This is a genomic window from Ulvibacter sp. 2305UL32-6 (genome assembly GCF_058148545.1).
Genome location: NZ_JBYVKA010000003.1, coordinates 81,189 through 104,677, shown reverse-complemented (window position 1 = coordinate 104,677; position 23,489 = coordinate 81,189). Strand labels below are relative to the sequence as shown.

At 38.9% G+C, this 23,489-nt stretch carries 16 protein-coding genes; 4 read left to right on the top strand and 12 right to left on the bottom strand.

Translation table 11 applies throughout. From position 1 onward, the window contains the following. Positions 1 to 36: 36 nt before the first annotated feature. From ACY2RU_RS10255 to pyrH, 4 genes are all read right to left on the bottom strand, one after another. Positions 37 to 2,448 (bottom strand): efflux RND transporter permease subunit, encoded by a 2,412-nt coding sequence (locus ACY2RU_RS10255; protein WP_490138365.1) that lies wholly within the window; start codon positions 2,446 to 2,448, stop codon positions 37 to 39. A 76-nt stretch (positions 2,449 to 2,524) separates the two neighbouring features. Next, complete coding sequence (locus ACY2RU_RS10250) at positions 2,525 to 3,796, bottom strand: DUF5686 family C-terminal domain-containing protein (RefSeq protein ID WP_490138364.1); 1,272 nt, start codon at positions 3,794 to 3,796, stop codon at positions 2,525 to 2,527. Between the two features lie 82 nt (positions 3,797 to 3,878). Then, complete coding sequence (gene frr, locus ACY2RU_RS10245; protein ID WP_490138363.1) at positions 3,879 to 4,433, bottom strand: ribosome recycling factor; 555 nt, start codon at positions 4,431 to 4,433, stop codon at positions 3,879 to 3,881. A gap of 102 nt (positions 4,434 to 4,535) precedes the next feature. Beyond that, positions 4,536 to 5,243: a UMP kinase gene (gene pyrH / locus ACY2RU_RS10240; protein WP_490138362.1), complete on the bottom strand. Its 708-nt coding sequence runs from the start codon at positions 5,241 to 5,243 to the stop codon at positions 4,536 to 4,538. 256 nt (positions 5,244 to 5,499) lie between these two features. Here pyrH and ACY2RU_RS10235 point away from each other — a divergent pair, with 256 nt between their 5' ends. Continuing rightward, positions 5,500 to 6,894, top strand: a complete 1,395-nt coding sequence (locus ACY2RU_RS10235) for a S1C family serine protease (protein WP_490138361.1) — start codon at positions 5,500 to 5,502, stop codon at positions 6,892 to 6,894. Between the two features lie 76 nt (positions 6,895 to 6,970). On the opposite strand, the gene tsf is transcribed toward ACY2RU_RS10235, so the two are convergent. The 6 genes from tsf to ACY2RU_RS10205 all read right to left on the bottom strand — a co-directional run bounded on the left by tsf (position 6,971) and on the right by ACY2RU_RS10205 (position 14,686). Further along, positions 6,971 to 7,936 carry a translation elongation factor Ts gene (gene tsf / locus ACY2RU_RS10230; RefSeq protein WP_490138360.1) on the bottom strand — a complete coding sequence of 322 codons (966 nt, stop codon included), beginning with the start codon at positions 7,934 to 7,936 and terminating at the stop codon, positions 6,971 to 6,973. 175 nt (positions 7,937 to 8,111) lie between these two features. Next, positions 8,112 to 8,912, bottom strand: a complete 801-nt coding sequence (gene rpsB / locus ACY2RU_RS10225) for a 30S ribosomal protein S2 (RefSeq protein ID WP_490138359.1) — start codon at positions 8,910 to 8,912, stop codon at positions 8,112 to 8,114. Positions 8,913 to 9,091: 179 nt separating this feature from the next. Further along, positions 9,092 to 9,478 (bottom strand): 30S ribosomal protein S9, encoded by a 387-nt coding sequence (rpsI, locus tag ACY2RU_RS10220; RefSeq protein WP_490138358.1) that lies wholly within the window; start codon positions 9,476 to 9,478, stop codon positions 9,092 to 9,094. Then, on the bottom strand, positions 9,478 to 9,933 hold the full coding sequence (gene rplM / locus ACY2RU_RS10215) for a 50S ribosomal protein L13 (protein ID WP_490138357.1): 456 nt from the start codon (positions 9,931 to 9,933) through the stop codon (positions 9,478 to 9,480). The genes rpsI and rplM overlap by 1 nt, the downstream gene beginning before the upstream one ends. A gap of 139 nt (positions 9,934 to 10,072) precedes the next feature. Then, positions 10,073 to 13,525, bottom strand: a complete 3,453-nt coding sequence (locus tag ACY2RU_RS10210) for a pyruvate carboxylase (protein WP_490138356.1) — start codon at positions 13,523 to 13,525, stop codon at positions 10,073 to 10,075. 102 nt (positions 13,526 to 13,627) lie between these two features. Continuing rightward, a complete protein-coding gene (locus ACY2RU_RS10205; protein ID WP_490138355.1) occupies positions 13,628 to 14,686 on the bottom strand; it encodes a hypothetical protein in 1,059 nt (352 codons plus the stop codon). A 147-nt stretch (positions 14,687 to 14,833) separates the two neighbouring features. Here ACY2RU_RS10205 and ACY2RU_RS10200 point away from each other — a divergent pair, with 147 nt between their 5' ends. Together ACY2RU_RS10200 and ACY2RU_RS10195 are read left to right on the top strand one after the other, a co-directional pair. Next, positions 14,834 to 17,509 (top strand): DUF5916 domain-containing protein, encoded by a 2,676-nt coding sequence (locus ACY2RU_RS10200; protein ID WP_490138354.1) that lies wholly within the window; start codon positions 14,834 to 14,836, stop codon positions 17,507 to 17,509. 114 nt (positions 17,510 to 17,623) lie between these two features. Further along, positions 17,624 to 18,145, top strand: a complete 522-nt coding sequence (locus ACY2RU_RS10195) for a hypothetical protein (RefSeq protein ID WP_490138353.1) — start codon at positions 17,624 to 17,626, stop codon at positions 18,143 to 18,145. 230 nt (positions 18,146 to 18,375) lie between these two features. Here the strand turns inward: ACY2RU_RS10195 and ACY2RU_RS10190 are convergent, their stop codons facing one another. After that, positions 18,376 to 19,470, bottom strand: coding sequence for a poly(ethylene terephthalate) hydrolase family protein (locus tag ACY2RU_RS10190; protein ID WP_490138352.1), 1,095 nt, complete (start codon positions 19,468 to 19,470; stop codon positions 18,376 to 18,378). A gap of 337 nt (positions 19,471 to 19,807) precedes the next feature. On the opposite strand from ACY2RU_RS10190, the gene ACY2RU_RS10185 reads away from it, so the two are divergent. Continuing rightward, positions 19,808 to 20,545 carry a phage tail-like protein gene (locus ACY2RU_RS10185; protein ID WP_490138351.1) on the top strand — a complete coding sequence of 246 codons (738 nt, stop codon included), beginning with the start codon at positions 19,808 to 19,810 and terminating at the stop codon, positions 20,543 to 20,545. Here ACY2RU_RS10185 and polA read toward each other — a convergent pair. Beyond that, positions 20,542 to 23,403: a DNA polymerase I gene (gene polA, locus ACY2RU_RS10180; RefSeq protein WP_490138350.1), complete on the bottom strand. Its 2,862-nt coding sequence runs from the start codon at positions 23,401 to 23,403 to the stop codon at positions 20,542 to 20,544. The genes ACY2RU_RS10185 and polA overlap by 4 nt on opposite strands. Between the last annotated feature and the right edge of the window lie 86 nt (positions 23,404 to 23,489).

Genomic DNA, 23,489 nt, shown 5'->3' with positions numbered 1-23,489 from the left:
TATTAATCAAAATTAGGTAGTGAAGATGCCGTAAAATCAGGCGTCTGGAACATCCAGATCGTCTGTTTCCTCGTCATCGTCTGGGATGATTTTAAGTGCCGGTTTTTTAAAGGTTTCCTTATTGGCAATATTTTTTTCTAATGAAAGGAGTAGTGCTGGTAGTAAAAGGAGGTTTGCAAGCATGGCAAAGAGGAGGGTGGCTGAAACCAAAGCCCCGAGCGCTACGGTACCTCCAAAACTGGAAATAGTAAAAACAGAGAACCCAAAGAACAAAACAATAGACGTATAGAACATACTCACACCAGTTTCGCGCAAGGCAGCATATACAGATTTTTTAATTTTCCAGTTGTTGGCAATAAGTTCTTGGCGGTATTTCGCCAAAAAGTGAATGGTGTCATCAACCGAAATCCCGAAGGCAATACTGAATACGAGTATGGTTGAAGGTTTTATAGGAACACCCAAAAAGCCCATGAGTCCTGCCGTAATAATTAAAGGCAACAGGTTGGGAATTAGTGATACCATGATCATTCTTAAACTTCTAAACATCCAAGCCATAAAAAGAGCAATAAGCAAAATGGCGAGTGAAAGGGAGATCACGAGATTATTAACGAGATATTTTGTTCCTTTTTGAAAAACTAATGCTTTCCCGGTAAGGGAGACCTTATAACGGTCTGGTGGAAAGATCTTATCAATTTCAACCCGAAGATCCTCCTCGATACGGTCAAACCTGTCGGTTTTGGTATCTTTCATAAAGGTCGTGATGCGGGCAAATTGACCTGTACTATCTACATAGCTAGAGAGTAGATTTGTGCTTTTGGCACTCGACTTGGCATATGATAGTAAAAAAGTTCTTTCCTGGCTATTTGGGAGTTGGTAATATTCTGGATTGTTGTTGTAATAGGCTTGCTTCGAATATTTGACCAGTTCTACAACCGATAAAGGGCGAGCAAATTCAGGTACTTCATTGATGTATTCCTGAAGTTCGTCCATACGTTTAAGCGTGGCAAGTTTCATGACGCCTTTTTTCCGCTTGGTATCGATCAAGATCTCTAAGGGCATGATACCTTCGTATTCGCTTTCAAAAAACTTGATATCTTTATAAAACCCAGTATTCTTGGGCATATCTTCAATTAGACTTCCTGAAATTTGAATATTGTACATGCCAATAATACTTCCGCAGAGCAAAAGAATAGAGGCTATAAAAATTGCAATACGGTGATTGCGCACCATGCGCTCTGTCCAATTGACGAAAGTACTGATCCATCGTTTATTTAGGTGTTTTAGGTGCTTGTGTTTAGGAACGCCCATATAGCTATAAACAATAGGAATGATAAGCAGACTTAACAAGAAGATTGCAATGATATTAATAGAAGCTACAATACCAAACTCTTTTAACAACTGACTGTTGGTCAGGATAAATGTGGCAAAACCTGACGCCGTGGTTACGTTAGTCATTAAGGTAGCATTACCTACTTTGGTAATTACGCGCTGCAATGATTTGGCTTGATTTCCGTGTAGTTTTATTTCCTGTTGGTACTTATTAATGAGGAAGATACAGTTGGGAATACCAATTACAATAATAAGTGGTGGTATTAAGGCTGTAAGTACGGTGATCTCATAATGGAGTAGCCCTAATATTCCGAAGGCCCACATTACGCCAATGATCACGGTGATCATCGAAATAAAGGTTGCTCTAAAGGATCTAAAAAAGAAGAAAAATATAATAGAGGTGACCGCTAGTGCGGCGCCGATAAACATCCCTATTTCATCAATAATATTCTGCGAATTCAAGGTTCTGATGTAGGGCATACCCGAAGTGTGCACTGTGATTCCTGTTTCGGCTTCGAACTGCTTTATGCGTGGAATAAGTAACTTATCAATAAAATCCTTTCGTGCGGGAGTGTTTACAATATCCTTTTTTAAGTAGATGGCGGTACGTACCGATTGTTTACTAGGGCTATAAACCAAGCCATTATAAAATGGTAGTTTGTTAAAGAGTTCGTACTGATATTGCTTCAGTTTTTCTTTACTGAAAACGGTATCCTGAATAAAAGGAACCATTTCAAATGCAGCTGTGTCTTTTCTTTTCTGTAGTTTTTGAAGATCGCTTATGGAGAGGGTAAGTTCTACTTCTTCGGAAGTATTTAGATCATCTGAAAGTGCATCCCAAGCTTGAAAATTTTCGGGAGTGAATAATAGCGAATCTTTTACACCGAGAACAATTAAATTTCCTTCTTCGCCAAAATGGCCTAAAAATTCTTTGTATTCAAGGTTGGTCTCATGATCATCGGGCAGTAAATTGGCTTCTGTATACGTAAAACGCATATGTTTCCATTGAAGCGCCAAAAACACCGTAATTAGTACAATTGCAATGAGAATGAAGGGTCTGTTCCGAAGAATAAATCGTGCTACTGCACTCCAAAAACCGATACTGAAAAGTTTATTCAAGATAAATGCTTAAAAGGCTGTGCAAAGGTAGTAATTTAACACGATGCACTTCGTTTTTCGCGTGCAAATAAAACGCTTAAAATTTAGCATAAAAAGTAAACTTAAAAGAGACATTGTCTTCAAAATCGGGGAGGTTGTAATAACCGTAACGATAAGCGAAACTGAGGCCGAAGCCAAAAATGAGTTTATTAAGTTCTAAGCCAGATTCATTATACACCTGATCTAAGGTGCTAAAACCAATTCCTTGATGTTTTTCTGGATTGTCGAGATCTCCAAGGGCGTGCTTAGTTAAAAGGACCAATTCGGGTTGAAATCGGTCAGAAATTCTGAATCTGCGTAAGCTGTGTTTAACTTGTAGTGTTGCCAATTTATCTGAAAAAAATTCTCCGAAATACATGGTTTCGAAGCTACGTCTGCCTGCGACAGAGAAACGTTGTAGAATTTCATCTTTTGTTGGAGCGTTCGGATAGGCATGAAAAAGATGCGTTAATGGAACATCCCCTAAAGCGTAATTTCCTTCCAGTAGAAAATTGGTTGAAGACAGGTTGGTTCGCTTGATATAATAATCGAGTTTGAGTCCGAATTTCGTATAATTAAAATCACTACGTGTAATTCCGCTAAAGCCCTGAGTTACCTGTGCACTGATCTTTGGAAGACCGTCAAAGTATTCTATAAAGCCATCATCACGTGTAAAGAAATTGGTTTTCGGGCTAATTCTAACCGATACATTTGCCTCCGCAATTTCGTAATTGTTGTAAGTAGTACCATCATTTACAAATTGGTAGTTCTCAATTTGATCGATGCGGGATCTTGAAAGGCGCACTTCGGCTAAAAACTTTTTTGTAAACTCATGCTGAATATTGGTTTGCCAAGTACGATGTTTATAAAATTGTTTGACGTTCACTAATCGCGGTTCAAAAACCGAATATACACGGCTATCTGTTAAGAACTTAAATGAACCAATTTCCTGTAAGTCATCGATGTAATACAAGTTTACCCATGTACTGGTTTCTTTGTGGAGCAAGGCACTTCCTCCAAGACTAAACTTAATATCATCATCCTTAAAGCCATTCGCTACATAGCCTCCAAATTTGAATTTTTTACTCAGTTTGTTATTTGTAATTCCACCAATTCCAAGCCGCAGGCCTTCATAGTTGTTGAATTTGATCAAATACTTTAAGTCAAAATCGAAAAAGCCAACGGGGAAAAATCCGGTGTTAAACGGACTTTGTTTTTCTTGAGTTCGCGTAGCGGTCGTGTCTTGCTTAGTTTGAATGGCGGGTTCCTGCGCAAAAAAAGATGCGCTACATGTAAAAAGAAATAGGAAAATGCATAATTGTTTGCGCATTCAAGTGAGGTGTAACGCCGTAAAATTATAAATAAAGCGGCTAAATAGCCGCTTTATTGTATTTAGTTTAACGATTTGTAGATTAAACCGTCATGATCTCTTTTTCCTTGTGTGCTAAGATCTCTTCAATTTTGAGGATATGGCTATCGGTCATTTTTTGAACATCGATTTCCAAATTTTTCTTTAAATCTTCACTGATATCTAGATCTTTGATATCGCTATTAGCATTTTTACGATCGTTACGCACTCCAATTTTAGATTCTTCAGCTTCATGCTTGGCTTGTTTTGCCAATTCTATTCTGCGCTCTTCTGTTAATGGCGGTACATTAATAATCACGCTTTCACCATTATTCATAGGGTTAAAACCTAAATTTGCTTGGTGGATTCCTCTTTCGATCTCGGGAATCAAACCTTTTTCCCAAGGTTGAATGGTAATAGTCATACCGTCTGGGGTGCTAACATTGGCAACTTGACTTAGTGGCGTTGGACTTCCGTAGTAATCAACCATCACGCTGCCCACCATAGATGGCGATGCTTTTCCGGCACGAATATTCACGAATTTCTTTTTTAAATGCATTATTGCATTATCCATTGCTTCTTTGGTGCTATCTAATATGAATTTAATTTCGTCTTCCATCTTATTAGTTCCACAAATGTGGTTGTTTTAATTATTAATTCTGAATATATCACGGTGTATTCAAAAACCAGACCAATTCAAAAATAATAAATCCGTAGTGAATTACAAGTTTACTTTGGTTCCGATATTTTCACCTGAAATTACTTTAAGGAGATTACCTTTTGTGTTCATGTCAAAAACAATAATAGGTAATTCATTTTCTTGACTTAAAGTAAAGGCCGTGGTATCCATAACTTTAAGGCCTTTCCGAAGAACATCATCAAAGCTAATAAAGTCAAATTTTGTTGCTGTTATATCTTTTTCGGGATCACTTGAGTAAATGCCGTCTACTCGTGTACCTTTTAAAATAACATCTGCATTTATTTCTATAGCTCGCAATACAGCAGCACTATCTGTTGTAAAGTAAGGATTTCCAGTTCCACCTCCAAAGATAACAACGCGACCTTTCTCTAAATGACGAATTGCCTTTCTGCGAATAAACGGTTCGGCAACTTCGTTAATTTTAATGGCGCTTTGAAGACGTGTTGGTATTCCTTCATCTTCCATAGCACTCTGTAATGCTAGACCATTAATGACGGTTGCTAACATTCCCATATGATCGCCTTGAACACGATCCATACCTCGGCTGGCTCCAGCAACTCCTCTAAAGATGTTTCCACCGCCTATAACAATGGCAACTTGAACTCCCATTTCAACAATTTCTTTTATCTCCTGTGCGTATTCTTGAAGTCTGTCAGGGTCAATACCGTATTGTCTGTTACCCATTAAGGCTTCACCAGAAAGTTTTAGGAGGATTCTTTTGTATTGCATAGCGGAAGTTTGTTCGTGCAAAAATAACCAAAAATCTCAGATGATATACCGAATCATTAAAACCATGCTATTTTTTATATAAAATAACACGTGAAATAAGATGGCTGTATTTTAAAAATATCTATTTAATTACTCCTACCTGAAATGTACTTTTTTGATCTTCTGAAATTTATGGAATTTGAATTGCGCTGTTTCAGAAACAATTATTATTTTTAGAAGTCTTAAATAGCTAACAATCAATTCTAAAATTTCTAACATGAATTATAGATATTTAGTTTATCTATTAGTTTTCTTTTGCTTTTTTTCTTGTAAAGAAAAGGGGTTAGACACCAAGCTAATAGCTTCAAAATACTACGAAGGCGTGGTAAAAATTTTAGTAATGGATCCTGAATTGGAAAAACTACAACCAGGCAAAGGTTATTTGGGAAGAGGCTCAGGTTTTATCGTTACAGAAGACGGATATTTGTTTACCAACAAACATGTTGTTGAGATGTGTGTGAAGGGCTATATGGATTATAACTATTTCGACAATAAAAAGGAGATGAATTCGGTAGCATTGTATTCGGAAGAGCTACTTTCAAACAGAGCGCTTACAAAAGTGAATCGAACGGGTCATAGTATTCCGGTGGTTCAGGTGTATCACGGAAAAGGAGAGAATGATTATACCTTGTATATTGCCGAAGTTGTATCTATCGGTTCGGGTACCTATGACGGCGCCATGTTAAAAATAGTAAGTGATCTCGAAGGGAAACCTATTAGCAAGAAATTTAAAACATTACCAATTGGTAATTCAGACAATGTAGCACAAGGCGAAAATCTTTGCGTCTACGGCTATCCGGCACAATTTATGGGTTCCGCGGGACTTATGTTAAAAGATCTGAGCACTATTAGTTTGGGTATTATGAGTGGCTATGATTATGTGTTTAATGCTGATTATGGTTATTTAAAGACCGATGCCGAGATTCACCCCGGAAATAGCGGCGGACCGGTATTTAGCGAAGAGAATAAAGTAATTGGAATTGCTACAGCCAAGGGGCGTACTACGGGAATTGGTCTAGTAGGAGGTGTTAATGGAATGTATTATATTTCTGCCATTGATAGTAAAGCCCATACTGAATTGATAGAAAATGGCCTCACATTACCAAAAAGGTCTTCTTCGATTAATTCGGCACGTGGAGATAAGCTTCCTATAATGACAGCTGCCCAAGCAAATGCGGTTATAAAAGTAAGGTTAGATAAAGAATTGGCCGAACTTAAAGAACAAATGGCCGCCTATTATAAGCCATCCAGATTGTTCTTTTCTTTGGTGTCTTATTCTGAAAATGGCAATAGCATTCCAGATACAAGCAAACGATATACTACCTTAAAGCACGGAACAGGAGCCAGTAGAGGGAATGTGTGGATTTATGTAGATCATAACCCTTACGAGTTAAAAACGGAAAAGATTTTAGTGCTTATTGATAAACTTTCTTATGACGGCAAGTATTATAAATATAAAGATGTGACGGTAGATCTTAGTAGCACTTCAACAGCCGTAAACTTTGAATTCAATTTTTACGATGTAGGAACGTATCGTATTAAGGCCTATAGTGAAGATCAGGTTCTTATAGCTTCAAATGTTTTACAGATGAACGGTAATTACGGGTATTAAAATTTGAGAATAAAATAAAAGGTCCGTTTTTAGCAACAGCTAAAAACGGACCTTTTGTATAAAATAACGTTGTAATTTACGCTAAAGAAACTCTCTTAAAGCCAACAACTTCAACATCGCCGTACGACTTTACGTAGTCGGCAACATTTTTCTTGTCGTCCATAATGAAATTCTGATCTAAAAGAGCTTTTTCGTGATCTAAGGTCGTGTTATCAGAGATAAAACGTTCTATTTTACCAGGAAGGATACGATCCCAGATCTGTTCTGGTTTCCCTTCGGCTTTCAATTCAGCTTTTGCATCTTCTTCAGCTTTTGCAAGAATCTCGTCAGTTAGTTGTAATCTTGAAATATACATAGGTACATTTTTCAAGGTTTTACCTAAACGACCTAGCTCAATATTTTCTTTTTCAATAACAGCAATACGTGCTTCTGTTTCCGAAGCAACAAATTCTGGAGAAAAATCTTTGTAAGATAATGTTGTTGCTCCCATAGAAGCTACTTGCATTGAAACGTCTTTCGCTAATTTTTCTGCATTATCAACTTCTTTTGAAAGACCTGTTAAAGCTCCAATTTTGTTACCGTGAATGTAAGCTCCTACAAATGGTGCTTCAAGAATTTCGAAACCACCAATTTCAAGTTTTTCACCAATTACTCCTGTTTGCTCAATTAGCTTTTCTTCAACAGTCATCCCATCGAACTTAGCTTTTAAGAATTCTTCTTTAGAAGATGTTCCTAAAGCGATATCGGCCATTTTGTGAGCCATTTCTATGTACGAATCATTTTTAGCAACGAAATCTGTTTCGCAATTCAATGAAATAATAACACCTCTATTGTTAGCGTCATTCACTTTTGCTATTACAGCGCCTTCGCTAGAATCGCGATCGGCTCTTTTTTCAGCAATTTTCTGTCCTTTTTTACGTAGGATAGAGATTGCTTCTTCCATATTACCTTCAGCCTCAACTAATGCATTTTTACAATCCATCATACCGGCTCCGGTCTTTTTTCTTAACTCGTTTACTTCTGCGGCGGTTACTTTTACCATCGTATTTATTTTTTATTGTGATTGCTGGGCAATCGCATTATTTACTATTTAGCTAAAAAAGTCGTCGCAAATTTCAGCTATAGAAATGAACTTGACGACTTTTTAATATTATAAAATTCTTAATTTCTGCGGAAGCTCATTTGTATTTGTCATACTATAAACTCCTTGTTGCAGGCTACTCTTCTTCGCTAGTTGCTTTTTCTGCTTTTTTAGCTGGTGCTGCTTTTGCTTTTGGTTCAGCCTTTGCTTTCGCTTTTGGCGCATCATTAGCATCACCTTCTTTACCAGATTTTCTTTCTGAAAGACCTTGAATTACAGCTTCTGAAACTGAAGACATGATCTTCTCGATAGATTTTGAAGCATCATCATTACTAGGGATCACGTAATCGATCTCACGAGGATCACTGTTTGTGTCAACCATAGCGAAAATTGGAATGTTCAATTTTTTAGCTTCTGCAACTGCAATGTGCTCACGAGTTGTGTCAACAATAAATAAAGCACCTGGAAGACGACTCATGTCGCTGATAGAACCTAAGTTCTTTTCAAGCTTCGCGCGAAGACGATCTACTTGTAGACGTTCCTTCTTAGAAAGGGTCATAAAAGTTCCATCTTGCTTCATACGATCAATAGAGGCCATTTTCTTAACGGCTTTTCTGATAGTAACAAAATTGGTTAGCATTCCACCAGGCCATCTTTCAGTGATGTACGGCATGTTTGCGTCTCCTGCTTTTTCAGCAACGATGTCTTTAGCTTGTTTTTTAGTAGCTACGAAAAGGATCTTTCGTCCGCTAGCTGCAATTTTCTTAAGAGCTTCATTAGCTTCGTCAAGTTTTGCAGTGGTTTTGTAAAGGTTGATAATGTGAATCCCATTACGCTCCATATAAATGTAAGGAGCCATGTTTGGATTCCACTTTCTTGTGAGGTGACCAAAGTGTACACCTGCGTCGAGTAATTCTTTTACTTCTGGTTTTGCCATTTTGTTTTTAGTTTACGTTCTTAAAAGGATAGCAACCTCCGCGTTATGCGTATGGTTTAGATGCTAAACTAATCCCCGGTCCGAAAACCGGGGGAACAGCTTAATAATAATTGTATTTGTATGAACTTATATAACACGATTGAACTATCTCAATGAGATACCCAATCAGGTTAATAATATTAACGTTTCGAGAACTGGAATTTCTTACGAGCTTTCTTCTGTCCGAATTTCTTACGTTCTACCATTCTTGGATCTCTTGTTAATAAGCCTTCTGGCTTTAAGATTCCACGATTCTCATCATTTAATGTACACATTGCACGAGAGATCGCTAAACGAATAGCTTCTGCTTGTCCTGTGATTCCACCACCAAAAACATTTACAGAGATGTCAAAAGTTTCAAGATTCTCTGTTAGCGTTAAAGGTTGCTTCACTTTATACTGTAGCGTAGGTGTAGTGAAGTAATTTTCAAGCGTACGCTTGTTTACTGTGATGTTTCCTTTACCGGGTGCCAAGTATACACGAGCCACAGCGGTTTTTCTTCTACCAATTTTGTGAATTACTTCCATTACTGCTTGTGATTAAGTTTAATAGTTCTTGGTTTTTGTGCTTCTTGTCCGTGGTTCTCACCAACATACACATTTAAATTCCGGAACAATTGCGCACCTAATTTATTTTTAGGTAGCATCCCTTTTACTGCTTTCTCAACTACGGTTGCAGGGTTCTTCCCTTTAAGCTCGTTAGCTGTTAGGCTGCGTTGTCCGCCTGGATATCCGGTGTGACGTATGTACGTCTTCTCTGTCCATTTGTTTCCGCTAAGGGCCACTTTTTCAGCATTAATAATAATTACGTTATCACCACAATCTACGTGAGGGGTGAAACTTGGTTTGTGTTTGCCACGAAGTAATATTGCAACTTCACTGGCAAGACGACCCAATGTTTGGCCGTCCGCATCTACCAATAACCACTCTTTTACAACAGTGTTTTTGTTAGCAGATACTGTTTTGTAACTTAATGTATCCATTAGTTTTTTGTCAAAAGTTAATTAATCATTGTTTTTTCCCTAATTAAAGGGGTGCAAAAATAATATTATTTATTTGAATAACAAGGGGTATAGCAGCTATTTTTAGCAGAAAGCTTTAGAATTAGATTCTCAATGCCTTTTACTTTAAAGTTACGATAAGATCATCCATCTTAACCATTGTTCCCGCTTTTAGCGAAACCGATTGTACTGTTCCCGCTTGCATTGCGGTAATGGTACTTTCCATTTTCATCGCTTCAATAATAAATAAAGGGTCATTTTTCTTTACCTCTTGTCCTTTTTTAACCAATACTTTATAGAGGGAGCCTTGTAATGGAGCTCCGTATTGTCCTGTGTCGGAAGGATCTGCCTTTTGGTGCTCTTCTTTTTTTACATGTAGTGCCTTATCAATAATTTCTACAAATCTATTTTCGCCATTTACCTGGAAGAAAACAATACGAACACCCATTTCGTTCGCCTCACTCACAGAGAGCAATTTGACCAAGATCGTTTTTCCAGGTTCTAGATCAATAATGACTTCCTCGCCAATATCCATTCCGTAGAAAAAATTCTTTGTCGGCATGATTGCCGTATTTCCATAATCTTTATATTTCCCATGAGCATCTTCAAAAACTCTTGGATATAGGCTGTATGATAGGAAATCTTCAAATTCTATTGGTCGTGTAAAACCTTTTTGAAATTTCTTACGAAAAGTCTCAAACTCTGTGTCAAAGTCAATAGGCTCCAAATGAGCATTCGGTCTATTGGTATATGCCTTATTATTTCTAAGGATTATCTTCTGAAGTTGCTTCGGAAATCCGCCCAAAGGTTGCCCCAGATCTCCCTTAAAGAAATTAATCACCGATTCGGGAAACGAAATGCTCTCACCTCGTTCCATAACATCTTCGGGTTGCAGATTGTTGGTCACCATAAAAATAGCCATATCGCCCACCACCTTCGAACTTGGTGTTACTTTGACCAAATTTCCGAAGAGCGCATTTACCTTTTCATACATTTTCTTTACTTCGTCAAAACGGTCACCCAAGCCTAAAGCTTCTGCCTGTGGTCGTAAATTAGAATACTGACCACCAGGGATTTCATGATGGTAGACTTCTGCTGTACCCGACTTTAAGCCAGATTCAAATGGATAATATAATTCACGGGTATCTTCCCAATAATTTGAAAATTCATTCAGTTTGTCAATATCAAATGCATGTTCGCGCGGTTGGTATCGCATCATCTCTAAAATGGAATTAAAATTGGGCTGTGAGGTTAAGCCAGATAAACCACCTAATGCTACATCAACCACATCAACACCAGCTTCAATCGCCTTTAAATAGGTAGCAGATTGTATCGAGCTTGTATCATGTGTGTGTAGGTGCAACGGAATCTTAACGGTGTCTTTTAAAGCTGAGACCAATTCGGTCGCTGCATAGGGTTTTAAAAGACCTGCCATATCCTTAATAGCGATCATATGGGCACCCGCATTTTCGAGATCTTTCGCTAGCTGTACATAATATTTTAGATCGTATTTTGTCTCGTTTGGGTTCAATATATCACCCGTATAACTAATAGCTGCCTGCGCAATTCCACCTGTTTTTTCACGTACATATTGAATACTTGGTTCCATCGCTTTGACCCAATTGAGCGAATCAAAAATTCTAAAAATATCGATCCCATTTTCCCACGAAGTTTCTATAAATTTTTCAATTAAATTATCGGGATAGGCTTTGTAGCCAACACCATTAGATCCGCGTAAAAGCATTTGAAATAAGATGTTGGGCATTAGTTTTCGCAATTCCCGAAGACGTGTCCACGGACTCTCATTTAAGAATCTTAAGCAGACATCAAAGGTGGCGCCACCCCACATTTCAATACTAAAGGTATTTGGATGATTTTTAGCAAAACTTTCGGCCACTTTCATCATATCGTAAGAACGCATTCGAGTCGCCAATAGCGATTGATGCGCATCTCGCATGGTGGTGTCGGTAAACTGGATCTGAGGATTGCTGCGCAGCTGAGCACAGAATTTTTCGGGACCGAGTTCGGTTAAAAGGTCTTTTGTGCCCTTCGGAAAAGGCTCTTTCTTGTTATACTTTGGAATCTTTGCATTTCTGAATTTCTTGGTTTTATCAACAAACTTGACATCAGAATTACCATTTACAATGACTTCAGCTAAAAAATTAACAGCTTTCGAAGTACGATCTTGTGATTGTTTTATTTTAAAAAGTGAAGGGGTGTTCTGAATAAAATTAACTGTTGCCTTTCCTTCCTTAAAAGTTTCATGCTGAATCACATTTTGAAGAAAGTGAATATTGGTCTTCACACCACGAATTCGAAATTCTTTAAGCGCCCGCGTCATTTTACGCACCGCGCCGTCTAGCGTTCTTCCATGGGCTGAAACTTTTACCAACATGGAGTCGAAAAACGGACTCACACTATACGATTGATAAATACTACCAGCATCAAGACGAATTCCCATTCCTGATGCACTGCGATAGGTAGTAATGGTTCCGTAGTCTGGAGTAAAGTTATTTTCTGGATCTTCAGTAGTAAGACGGCACTGTAGAGCAAATCCGTAGGTGGCCAAAGAATCTTGTCCGTAGATCTTGATCTGTTTGTCAGATAATTTATAACCACCAGCAACAAAGATCTGTGTTTTTATAAGATCTATACCGGTCACCATTTCGGTAACGGTGTGTTCTACCTGAATACGTGGGTTAACTTCAATAAAAAAGATATTGTCATTGGTATCGACCAAAAACTCAACGGTTCCTACATTATTATAATGAACCTCTTCAGCAATTTTAATGGCGTAAGTGTAGAGATCTTGCTTGACTTTTTCTGAAATGTTAAAAGAAGGCGCCACCTCAACTACTTTTTGATGACGACGCTGTACTGAGCAATCGCGTTCAAATAGGTGACGAATATTTCCGTGATTGTCGGCTACGATCTGGACTTCAATATGCTTTGGGTCTTCCACATATTTTTCTAAAAACATGGTGTCGTCTCCAAAGGCATTCAATGACTCGCTTTTGGCGGAAGCAAAATTTTGTGTGAGATCTTCGTCTGAACGGATGATGCGCATCCCTCGACCCCCGCCGCCTGAAGCAGCTTTTAGCATTACCGGATAACCGATCATTTCGGCCTCTGAGAGTGCAATTTTTAATGATTTTAGAGCTTTTGTATTACTCTGAATAATAGGAACGCCGCATTTTTTTGCTATTTTTTTTGCCGTGATCTTATCGCCTAAGGCATCCATCACTTTGGGGTCCGGACCAATAAAAATAATATCATTTTCAGCACATTTTCTGGCGAATTCTGAATTTTCAGAAAGAAATCCGTAACCGGGGTGAATAGCATCTACATTTTTAGATTTGGCTATTTCGATGATGGCATCGGCATTTAGATACGGTTTTAGAGGCTCATCGTTTTCTCCAATTTGATAGGCCTCATCAGCTTTATATCGATGCTGAGAATAGCGGTCTTCATAGGTATAGATAGCAACAGTACTTAGATTGATTTCGGTACAAGCACGGAGTATTCGGATAGCAATTTCACTGCGGTTGGCGACAAGGACTTTTTTGATTTTCATAATGAGAAATAAAGATGAAACATGCGTTGAGGTTCTAAAGATAACGATTTACTATGCGCGCATAGTAAACAAATAGGTCAAATTGTAAATATTTTTTACTGTCTAAGAAATAAGATAAGGGTTTTCGGTTTCATAGTTTCTAATAATAAAGTCTAACGCACTTTGTAGTACTTCCCCCATATTCTTAGATTTTTTAAAGTTAATATCTCCGGTTAGATCAAACAGCTCTTTTCTGAGGCGCTTCATTTTTTCGGGAGGTGAGATACGGTCTCTTTTCATGCAGTACATGAGTTCGGCAAGACGAATTCGCTCACTTGTTGCTCTTTTAGCAAGTAGTGAGCGCTCTTCACGTTTGTATTGATCAACCGAAGCGTCTTGTAAGACATCAAGGGTCATTTGAACTAATTTATTATTTTCTTTAAGGAATTGCGGTTTATACACTTTGATATTGCCTTCATAACTTTGTTGGTCAAAATCGATCGCCCGTATGCGATATTGAATTCGATCAAAATCGTGAGTTAAGACCATTACATAGTTGTACGAGCGCATATCACCTAAAAGTCGCACAAAACAGCGCTCATTGAACTTTACAAATTCTTTCGCGATCTCACGCTTATCTTGTAGCGAGCACTCGTCAAGTTGGTTTTCTATAAAGTCGTCACCCGGAATTCCACTAATATGTTCTTCGATAAGCGAATTGCCATGCACTAAGAATGTAATATGATTAGGTGATAGAATATGTTCCAGTTCAAGCCCGTAAATACGCGATGCGTCGGCTTTCTTAACATAAAAAAAGAGATAGTTATCGTTAAGTACATTACGTACTTTAATACGAAATGGCTTAGAGTTTCCGAAGGTGCAAAAATCAATACTGTCTATGGTAAGATAGGGGATCAACGAATCGCTTCCATCTGAATGTAATATAGAGTACATCCGTTTTAAGTTGAAATCTATTTCCTCGCGCTCGTATTCTGAATAATATACACTCACCCAAAGCGTATCTCGTTCCTGTTTATCAAAAACCGATACGGAGCCTTGAAAACGAAGCAGGTCGTCATAATAGATAGGAATTTTAATATTCCTCCCTTGTCGGTTTAAATAATCCGATAGATTTTCCGAGATTTTATAGGCAGGTTTTTTTTTAGAAATTAACTTTCGCATTTGTTGAGATAAAGAAGCTTAAAGATAGCATTATTCGGCGGTTAAGAAGGGAAACATGATGACTTCTAAAATGTTAAAATAATCTTAAAAAAATATTAAGGATGTCACAAAAGCGGCTTCTCGTAGTCTATTATACAAACTATCCAAATGTTACATCAATCAATCATCACAACGCTATGCGTTTTTTTGAGCATTTCTTGTTTCGCTCAAGATACATCAGATTCTGATATTAATTCACCCAACGAATATCCTAAACGCACCTATACTACTGCCTCTATAGCAGGAACTGAGGGTATTATAATTGACGGTATCCTTGATGATACGGCTTGGGACAAAGTGCAATGGACCAGTGATTATGTTGAGTGGGAACCTGATAACGGAACAGCTCCCAGCGAGCAAACCAAAATGAAGATCGCTTATGACGCAAAAAACTTATATGTGGCGTTTAAATGTTATCAGGCAGACCCTTCAAGCATCGAAAGGCGAATGGGGAGAAGAGATGATTTTCCCGGAGATTGGGTTGAGATAAATCTTGATAGTTATAATGATAAAAGCACTGGTTTTTCATTTACTATTTCGGCTTCAGGAGTAAAAGGTGACGAATTTATCTCCAATAATGGCAATTTTGACGATAGCTGGAATCCAATTTGGTTTGTTCACACCAAAATAGATTCTGATGGATGGTCTGCGGAAATGCGCATACCTTTGAGTCAGTTGCGTTTTAGTGCTGCCGATGAGCAAGTTTGGGGAATTCAGTCAACACGCCGCTATTTTACTAATGAAGAACGTTCTACTTGGCAGCAAATTCCCGCAAATCCAGCCGGTTGGGTTAGTTCCTTTGGTGAGTTACACGGTATAAAAGGCATCAAGCCGCAAAAACAATTAGAAATACAACCGTATACATTAGCAAAATTAGACACTTATGAAACAGAAGCGGGAAATCCGTTTCGCGATGGCAGTGATGGTAAATTCACTGTTGGATTAGACGCAAAAATTGGAATTACTAATGATCTTACCTTAGACCTTACCGTAAATCCAGATTTCGGACAAGTTGATGCCGATCCAGGTGCGATCGCACTCGATGGTTTTGAAATCTTTTTTCAAGAGCGCCGCCCCTTTTTTGTTGAAAACAAGAATATTTTTGATTTTAGAATAGGTGGCCAAGATAATGTGTTCTTTTCTCGTAGAATTGGGCGAACCCCACAGGGATATACAACAGTAGATAGTGAAATTGGTGAGTATGAGGATTTCCCAATTAATACTACCATTTTGGGAGCAGCAAAATTTAGTGGAAAGACAAAAGATGGCTGGGGAATTGGAATCTTAGAAAGCGTTACAGCCAATGAATTTGCTGAAATTGATCTCGACACCCGCGATGACATTCCTGAAGTGGGCGAGCGTCGTAAAGAATTGGTAGAGCCGGCCACTAATTATTTGGTGGGGCGTGTTCAAAAGGATTTTAATGAGCGAAATTCAAAGTTTGGTGCCATTTTCACCTCTACTATAAGAAATATGGATGAACGAGTTTCTTTTTTGCACAGCCATGCCTATTCTGCCGGACTAGATTTTACACATAATTGGAAAGATCGTACTTATTATATGAATGGAGGTATTGTAATGAGTAATGTACGTGGAAGTGCCGAGGCAATAAACGAAACCCAGACGTCAATAACGCACCTGTTTCAACGGGTAGATGCTAGCCACGTTGAGGTAGATCCTACAAAGACCTCATTGACTGGAACAGGCGGTGGTTTTGAAATAGGAAAAGGGGGTGGCGGAAATTGGCGCTATGGTACATGGACCAATTTTAAATCTCCCGAATTTGAGATAAACGATATCGGTTTTTTACGTCAAGCAGATGATATCAGGCAAGGGGCTTTTGCTCGAAGACTCTTTAACAAACCAACCTCCTGGTATCGTCAAGGAAATCTGCGGGCAGAGATTACGACGGCTTTTGACTTTGAGGGTAATTATAACAGAATCCAGTATGAAGTAGGTGGTTATGTAAATTATAAAAATAACTGGTGGAGCGACTTTGGAGCGGCTCACAAACCGCGCATTTTTGTCAACACTTTTTTACGTGGGGGTCCGCGCTGGCGCTATAATGAAGAGAATTATTGGTATTTCTTCTCTGGAACAGATCAACGGAAAAAAATTAGTTTACGGGCTGGGACTGTGAATTCTCAGGCAAAACAAGGGAACTTTTCTTTGCAGCGTTATGAGATCGGATTGCGGTATCAGCCACTAAATTCCCTAAGTATGAACTTTGATCTTGAATACGAAGAAAATCCGAGTAAAACACAGTATGTTTCTCAAAGTGATTTTGACGGTACAACCCGTTATGTTTTAGGGGCTATTGAAAACGATCAATTGAGTGCTACCTTACGCGTAAATTATAATATCAACCCTAATTTAACTATTCAATACTACGGACAGCCTTTTATTTTCAAGGCGAAATTTTCTGACTTCAACTATGTCAATGATGCGACATCAACCGATATAAATAAACGAATTACCTTGTATGATGATGCACAGATCAACCAAGATGAAGATACAGGTGATTATTTGGTTGATGAGGATAAAGACGGAAATATAGATTATAGTTTCAGCGATCCTAATTTTGCTTTTGTGCAGTTTCGATCTAATTTGGTAGTGCGCTGGGAATACATCCCAGGCTCTGAGATCTTTTTAGTTTGGTCTCAAGGGCTCACAGGAATTGATGATCCAGCTAATAGCTTTGGAAGTTTAATCGACAAGCAGCTAGTTAGCCAGAAACCTCAAAATACTTTCTTGATAAAAGCTACATATCGCTTTGTGTTGTAGCCTTTTCTTTCCTTCGGAAGCGAGTTATGAAAATTGTCAATAAATTAACAGAAACAGTTAGAGTACTCCCTGAATTTTATTGACTTTTGCGGACTTAAATTAAAAAAAGAAACTATGAAAAAAGTATTGAGCCTTTTGGCTATTGCGTTGGTATTGATCTCTTGTTCGGGTGATGATGACAACAAAAGTTCGAATGTTGCTGTTGAAGGAACCTGGAAAATGACTGTCTTTAGTGGTGAAACTGCTGTAGATCTAGACATGGATGGTGATTCCTCAAACAATTTGATTACAGAAACAGGTTGTTACCAAAACGAAACATTTGTATTTAACGCAGATGGTACAGGAGCGATTAATTCAACTTCTTATTTGGACATTACATTAGAGATCGTTGCTGGTTCTACAGACGACTACGAGTATACAATTGACTGTGTACAAGAAAATGACTCTAGCGTAATGACGTGGGTTCAAAGTGGTAATTCTGTTACAGTAACTTCAGACGGTGCTAGCTTTTCTGGAACCAAAGATGGTGACGAGATCACATTTGTAATTCCTAACGGATATGATCTAGAGGTTGTTGAAGGCGATGGTACTGCATATGTTATCGAGGATCTTACGATCGTCTACGAGAAGCAGTAATCTTAAAACGATTTATTTAAAAAACCCGAAAGAGCGATCTTTCGGGTTTTTTTGTTTGCTTCAATTCGAGTTAAGACGGGTCGCAAGAGGGATTAAGGCGGCATCCTTTTGTTTGTCATAAGACCATGACCTTTCAACTGCGCTCAAGTTGACAAACAAAAGATATAGCCGAAAGCCCGCCCACGCCTAAGGCGTGGGCTTGCCATCTAAAAAGATCTTATAGTAATGACTTAGTTTTTTATAATTTTTAAAACTTCGTTTTCCATGCGTATATAATACATAGCTGCAGGAAGTGATGATAGGTCAATTTGTTTGTCCTCTCCCGTTAAAACACCTTGTAACAAACGTTGCCCCATGGTTGTATAGACTTCGTAAGGGACATCGCGATCTATGACGATTTGAATCAGGCCTTGAGTTGGATTAGGATAGAAACCTATTGCTCTTTGAATTTCTGAAACAGCCAACAATTCACACTCAAAGCTAGATTCCACTTTTGAGGCTGCTGGCGGATTGACTAATAATTCGTCATTGAGCAACGGACAATAGCAATCGTTTTCTTCTACGTACAATTTAACCCAAGAGAGTGCTATTTGTCCAACGGAGCCGTTACCTCCGTCGGGTGTATTTGCCACCGAGTGGTTACCGTTGGATACTTCAAAAAGTAATTTGTTGGTAGCTTCAGGAGTTACGTTATAATGAATGTTAGCATGTTGTGCAGGAGGCGCTGTTGGGTCATTTTGGCCACTAAAAATAAGCACCGGACTGTCATGATCTAATTGTGGATTTAGAAGGTACGGACATAAGGCAACTACTCCTTTGATGGTGTTGTCAAGTACAGCGGCACGTTGTGCGCCACCGCCACCCATAGACCAGCCGCTAACGGCAAATTTGTCGATATCTAAGTTTCCTTCAAGAGGAGAGGATACTCTTGCGTTTTCTTGTCGCATAGTTTCTAAGGCATCTAAAAGGGCGTTTGCGCGCGCCTCTGGAAAATCGAATGGCGAATTAGTGCCAATAATAATGGTCACAATACCGTGTGAGGCATAGAAGGGCCCCCAATCCTCCACACTTGAAGGAGCTGCGGTAAAGCCGGGAACGATGGCGATGCTCGCAAATGGCGGATCGGCATTAGTGGGGTAATAGATTGTGGCTCCAGCATAGTCTGGGCCATTGCGTATTCCGTCTGCTTCAGTTAGTGTTTCTACTGTATATGGCCCTGGATTTGTAAGGCTGTCTACCGTTACGTCGTCACATTGAGCGTAAAGCGTATTGGGAAATAGAGAGGAAACAATGGTTATTAATAAAACAAAGTATAATTTTTTCATAGGTTCTGTTTATGCTACGCTATTAATTGTCAATAACACGGATCAATCGATTTTTTTGGTGTTGACAAACACTTGTAGCTACTTCTAAGGTTAAAGTTAGTAAATATACTTTCTACATTTCCGCTTTTATTATGGTTATAAACCTTTTGACTTCCAGTTTTGGAATATTTCGGTAACAAATTTTAGGGAAGACCTAGTATTAGACCTTGATATAAACACTAAGATTTGTCATTCGTCGAAATGTATTTGTTATTCATCGAAAGTAAAGGGCTGCTGGTGTTTAATTTGCAGGAAAATTCCTTAAACAATATATCTTTGCAGTCAAATAAAATTATTTATGCCTACTTATCTAAAATTAATTGTATTGTTTTTTATCACCACGAGTCTACAAGCACAAGTTGGTATTTCAACAACTGCTCCACAGGCCGCTTTAGATGTGAGTTCAAGTAACAACGGCATACTCATACCGCGAGTATCACTTGACTCTGAAAAAGACATGATTACAGTTACAAGTCCGAATGCCCCAAATCTTATTGAAAGCACGATGATTTATCATACCGGATCGGCAGGATTGCCCGATGCCGGGTTTTATTTCTGGAACGGGTCTACATGGTCTAAGTTGGTTGATAATACTCCTTCAGTTTGGGTTGGGAAACAAATTATTAGTACAACGGGAGATATTGATATTGATCTTCCATTTAAGCCTGCGCGTATTGTATTTACTGCCTACGCCAATGTTGATGCTTACACTTTAAATGATGATAACAGTAGTGGCTCAAATAATAATAATACCAAAGAAAATATTTTTGGTTCTATGAAAGGCTATGCTCATTATAATGGAACTACAATTTCGCAGCAAGTAATATTTAATGGAGGTTCAGGAGCTTCCATAAACGATATTTCGCTTTATGCTTCTCCTTCACATTGTATTGGTTTGCGTTATGCAAATAACAATGGTGATAGCCTTGGGTTAACCAATGCTTATGTTGATAGCTTTAACGATACAGGATTTACCTTGAGGGTTTCTAATGCAACCGATGCTGTTCTTGTGATCTATGAAGCGTATCGCTATTAATGTGCTTCCAGCCAGTTTTCACCAACGCCAATTTCAACATCTAAAGGAACTTTTAGATCATAGGCGCTTTCCATCTCAGTTTTAATAAGCGTTTTGAGGGTTTCCAATTCTGGTTTATAGACATCAAATACCAGTTCATCGTGTACCTGCAGTAACATTTTACTTTTAAAGTTTCCTTCGGAAAGTTTCTTGTAAATATGGATCATTGCGATTTTGATGATATCGGCAGCACTCCCCTGAATAGGTGCGTTAACGGCATTTCGTTCGGCCGCACCGCGAACTACGGCATTACGCGAATTGATGTCTTTTAAATAACGTCTTCTTCCTAAAACGGTCTGCACGTAACCATTGTCACGAGCAAAATCGACCAACTCGCTCATATAATTCCGAAGCTTTGGATAGGTTTTGTAATAGGTGTCTATTAACTCTTTTGATTCGCTTCGTGAAAGATCGGTTTGATTACTTAACCCGAAAGCTGAAACACCATAAATAATTCCGAAGTTAACGGTCTTTGCATTGCTACGTTGTTCCCGAGTGACTTCTTCTAGCGGCACATTAAATACTTTTGCGGCAGTTGAAGCATGAATGTCTTCACCGTTTTTAAAGGCTTGGATCATGGTTTCCTCTTCGCTCAAAGCAGCGATGATACGGAGTTCAATTTGTGAATAATCGGCAGCAAGTAATACGTGGTCTTTATCGCGCGGAACGAAGGCTTTACGCACTTGACGACCTCGCTCGGTACGAATTGGGATATTCTGTAAATTAGGATTGTTACTGCTTAAACGACCGGTAGCAGCCACCGTTTGCATATAATCGGTATGCACGCGTCCGGTAGTAGGTTCAACCTGTTCCGGAAGCGCATCTACATAGGTGCTCTTTAGTTTTGCGAGCCCTCGATAGTCAAGCACATCCCGTATTATTGGGTGATCTTTTGCGAGATATGAGAGTACATCTTCAGCGGTTGAATATTGTCCGGTTTTAGTTTTTTTCGGTTTGTCAATTAGGTTAAGTTTTCCGAAGAGAATCTCACCTAACTGCTTAGGCGAGGCAATATTAAAGGTTTCGCCAGCCTCTTCATAAATACGTTTTTCCAACTCCAGAATATCACGATCTAAATCGGAAGAAAGGGAGTGTAAGAAATTTACGTCTAGGTTAATGCCTTCAAGTTCCATATCGGCTAAAACGCGGAGCAAGGGAACTTCGATCTCATTAAAGAGTTTTTGAGTATTGGCGTCTTCTAATTCGGTTGCAAAGTGTTGTTTTAATTGTAGCGTTATGTCGGCATCTTCTACGGCATATTCGGTTTGTTGTTCAAGAGGCACGTCCCGCATTGAAAGTTGGTTTTTTCCTTTTTTACCAATTAATTCGGTGATGGAAACGGGCGTATAATTCAAATAGGTTTCGGCGAGTACGTCCATATTATGACGCATATCTGGATTGATGAGGTAATGCGCGAGCATGGTGTCAAACAATTTACCTTTAACCGTTATAGCGTACTTCCGAAGTACTTTAATATCGTATTTTAAATTCTGACCGATCTTTTCGATGGTTTCGCTTTCAAAAAACGGCCGAAGTTCTTCAATGAGTTGTTGTGCTTCCTCTTTTTCCTTCGGAAATGGAATATAAAATCCTTTGCCGGCTTCCCATGAAAAGGCGATACCAACGAGCTCGGCAGTCAATGGATCTAAACCCGTTGTTTCAGTGTCAAAACACACACTGCTTTGCTTCATTAAATTCTGAAGAAAGAGTGTTGTTCCCATTCCGGGTTGAATGGTTTGATAGAAATGCTCGGTATCTTTAATGGTTTGTCGGCTGCTAAAAACTTCGGCAGCGGCCGAAGGCTCATCATCCCCGCCAAAAAGTGAAAACTGGCCTTGACCGGCATTAGCACTTTTTTGAGTTTTGGTTTCAACTTGTTTTTCGGTTGCCTGTTCTTTGGTTTGATGCGACGTTCCCTTAGAAGCCATAGCCTCTACCGAAAATGCCTTGACAAAGTTGTCGGTAAGACGACGAAACTCTAGTTCTTCAAAAATTTCAGTTACCGCAGAAACGTCTGGTTCGGACATCTCAAAATCCTTTTCATTAAATTCAACCGGCACGTCAAGCATGATGGTTGCTAGCTTTTTAGAAAGCAAACCGAGTTCGCCATTGGCTTCCACTTTTTCTTTCATCTTACCTTTTAGCTGGTCTGTGTTTGCTAAAAGTCCTTCCATAGAACCAAATTGGTTAATAAACTTTTTTGCCGTTTTATCACCAACGCCTGGGAGGCCTGGGATGTTGTCACTGGCATCGCCCATCATTCCTAGGTAGTCGATTACCTGCAACGGACTCTCAACTTCAAACTTTTTCTGCACCTCCGGAATTCCCCAAGTTTCGTAACCTCCGCCAAAAACGGGGCGGTACATAAAGATATTTTCTGAAACTAGCTGCGCAAAATCTTTGTCGGGCGTTACCATAAAGGTTTGGTAGCCTTCCTTTTCGGCTTTTTTAGCAAGGGTGCCAATTACATCATCTGCCTCAAAACCTTCTTTAACCATGATAGGAATATGCATGGCTTCCAGGATCTGACAGATGTAGGGTATTGCAATTCGAATTCCATCCGGTGTTTCGTCTCTGTTCGCTTTATAATCTTCAAACATTTCGTTGCGCGCCTCACTTCCGCCTTTGTCAAAACATACTGCTAAGTGATCTGGACGCTCACGCTTAATAACATCAAGAAAGGAATTCATAAAGCCCATAATGGCCGAAGTGTCCATGCCTTTACTGTTAATTCGTGGATTTTTAATTAGTGCATAATACCCTCTAAAGATCAGCGCGTAGGCGTCAACAAGGAATAGGCGTTTTTTTTGGTCTGGCATGGTCGGTTGCTTTTCCGTAAAAATAGAAAAAAGAGAAAAGAAGAAAGAATAAAGTTCACACTAGTTTTTTAATTAGATATTTCAGA

What these genes read in the sequence shown, in the direction of transcription:
- ACY2RU_RS10250 (WP_490138364.1), bottom strand. Translation starts at nt 3,796, where the DNA reads ATGCGCAAACAATTATGCATTTTCCTATTTCTTTTTACATGTAGCGCA.
- frr (WP_490138363.1), bottom strand. Translation starts at nt 4,433, where the DNA reads ATGGAAGACGAAATTAAATTCATATTAGATAGCACCAAAGAAGCAATG.
- pyrH (WP_490138362.1), bottom strand. Translation starts at nt 5,243, where the DNA reads ATGCAATACAAAAGAATCCTCCTAAAACTTTCTGGTGAAGCCTTAATG.
- ACY2RU_RS10235 (WP_490138361.1), top strand. Translation starts at nt 5,500, where the DNA reads ATGAATTATAGATATTTAGTTTATCTATTAGTTTTCTTTTGCTTTTTT.
- tsf (WP_490138360.1), bottom strand. Translation starts at nt 7,936, where the DNA reads ATGGTAAAAGTAACCGCCGCAGAAGTAAACGAGTTAAGAAAAAAGACC.
- rpsB (WP_490138359.1), bottom strand. Translation starts at nt 8,912, where the DNA reads ATGGCAAAACCAGAAGTAAAAGAATTACTCGACGCAGGTGTACACTTT.
- rpsI (WP_490138358.1), bottom strand. Translation starts at nt 9,478, where the DNA reads ATGGAAGTAATTCACAAAATTGGTAGAAGAAAAACCGCTGTGGCTCGT.
- rplM (WP_490138357.1), bottom strand. Translation starts at nt 9,933, where the DNA reads ATGGATACATTAAGTTACAAAACAGTATCTGCTAACAAAAACACTGTT.
- ACY2RU_RS10210 (WP_490138356.1), bottom strand. Translation starts at nt 13,525, where the DNA reads ATGAAAATCAAAAAAGTCCTTGTCGCCAACCGCAGTGAAATTGCTATC.
- ACY2RU_RS10205 (WP_490138355.1), bottom strand. Translation starts at nt 14,686, where the DNA reads ATGCGAAAGTTAATTTCTAAAAAAAAACCTGCCTATAAAATCTCGGAA.
- ACY2RU_RS10200 (WP_490138354.1), top strand. Translation starts at nt 14,834, where the DNA reads ATGTTACATCAATCAATCATCACAACGCTATGCGTTTTTTTGAGCATT.
- ACY2RU_RS10195 (WP_490138353.1), top strand. Translation starts at nt 17,624, where the DNA reads ATGAAAAAAGTATTGAGCCTTTTGGCTATTGCGTTGGTATTGATCTCT.
- ACY2RU_RS10190 (WP_490138352.1), bottom strand. Translation starts at nt 19,470, where the DNA reads ATGAAAAAATTATACTTTGTTTTATTAATAACCATTGTTTCCTCTCTA.
- ACY2RU_RS10185 (WP_490138351.1), top strand. Translation starts at nt 19,808, where the DNA reads ATGCCTACTTATCTAAAATTAATTGTATTGTTTTTTATCACCACGAGT.
- polA (WP_490138350.1), bottom strand. Translation starts at nt 23,403, where the DNA reads ATGCCAGACCAAAAAAAACGCCTATTCCTTGTTGACGCCTACGCGCTG.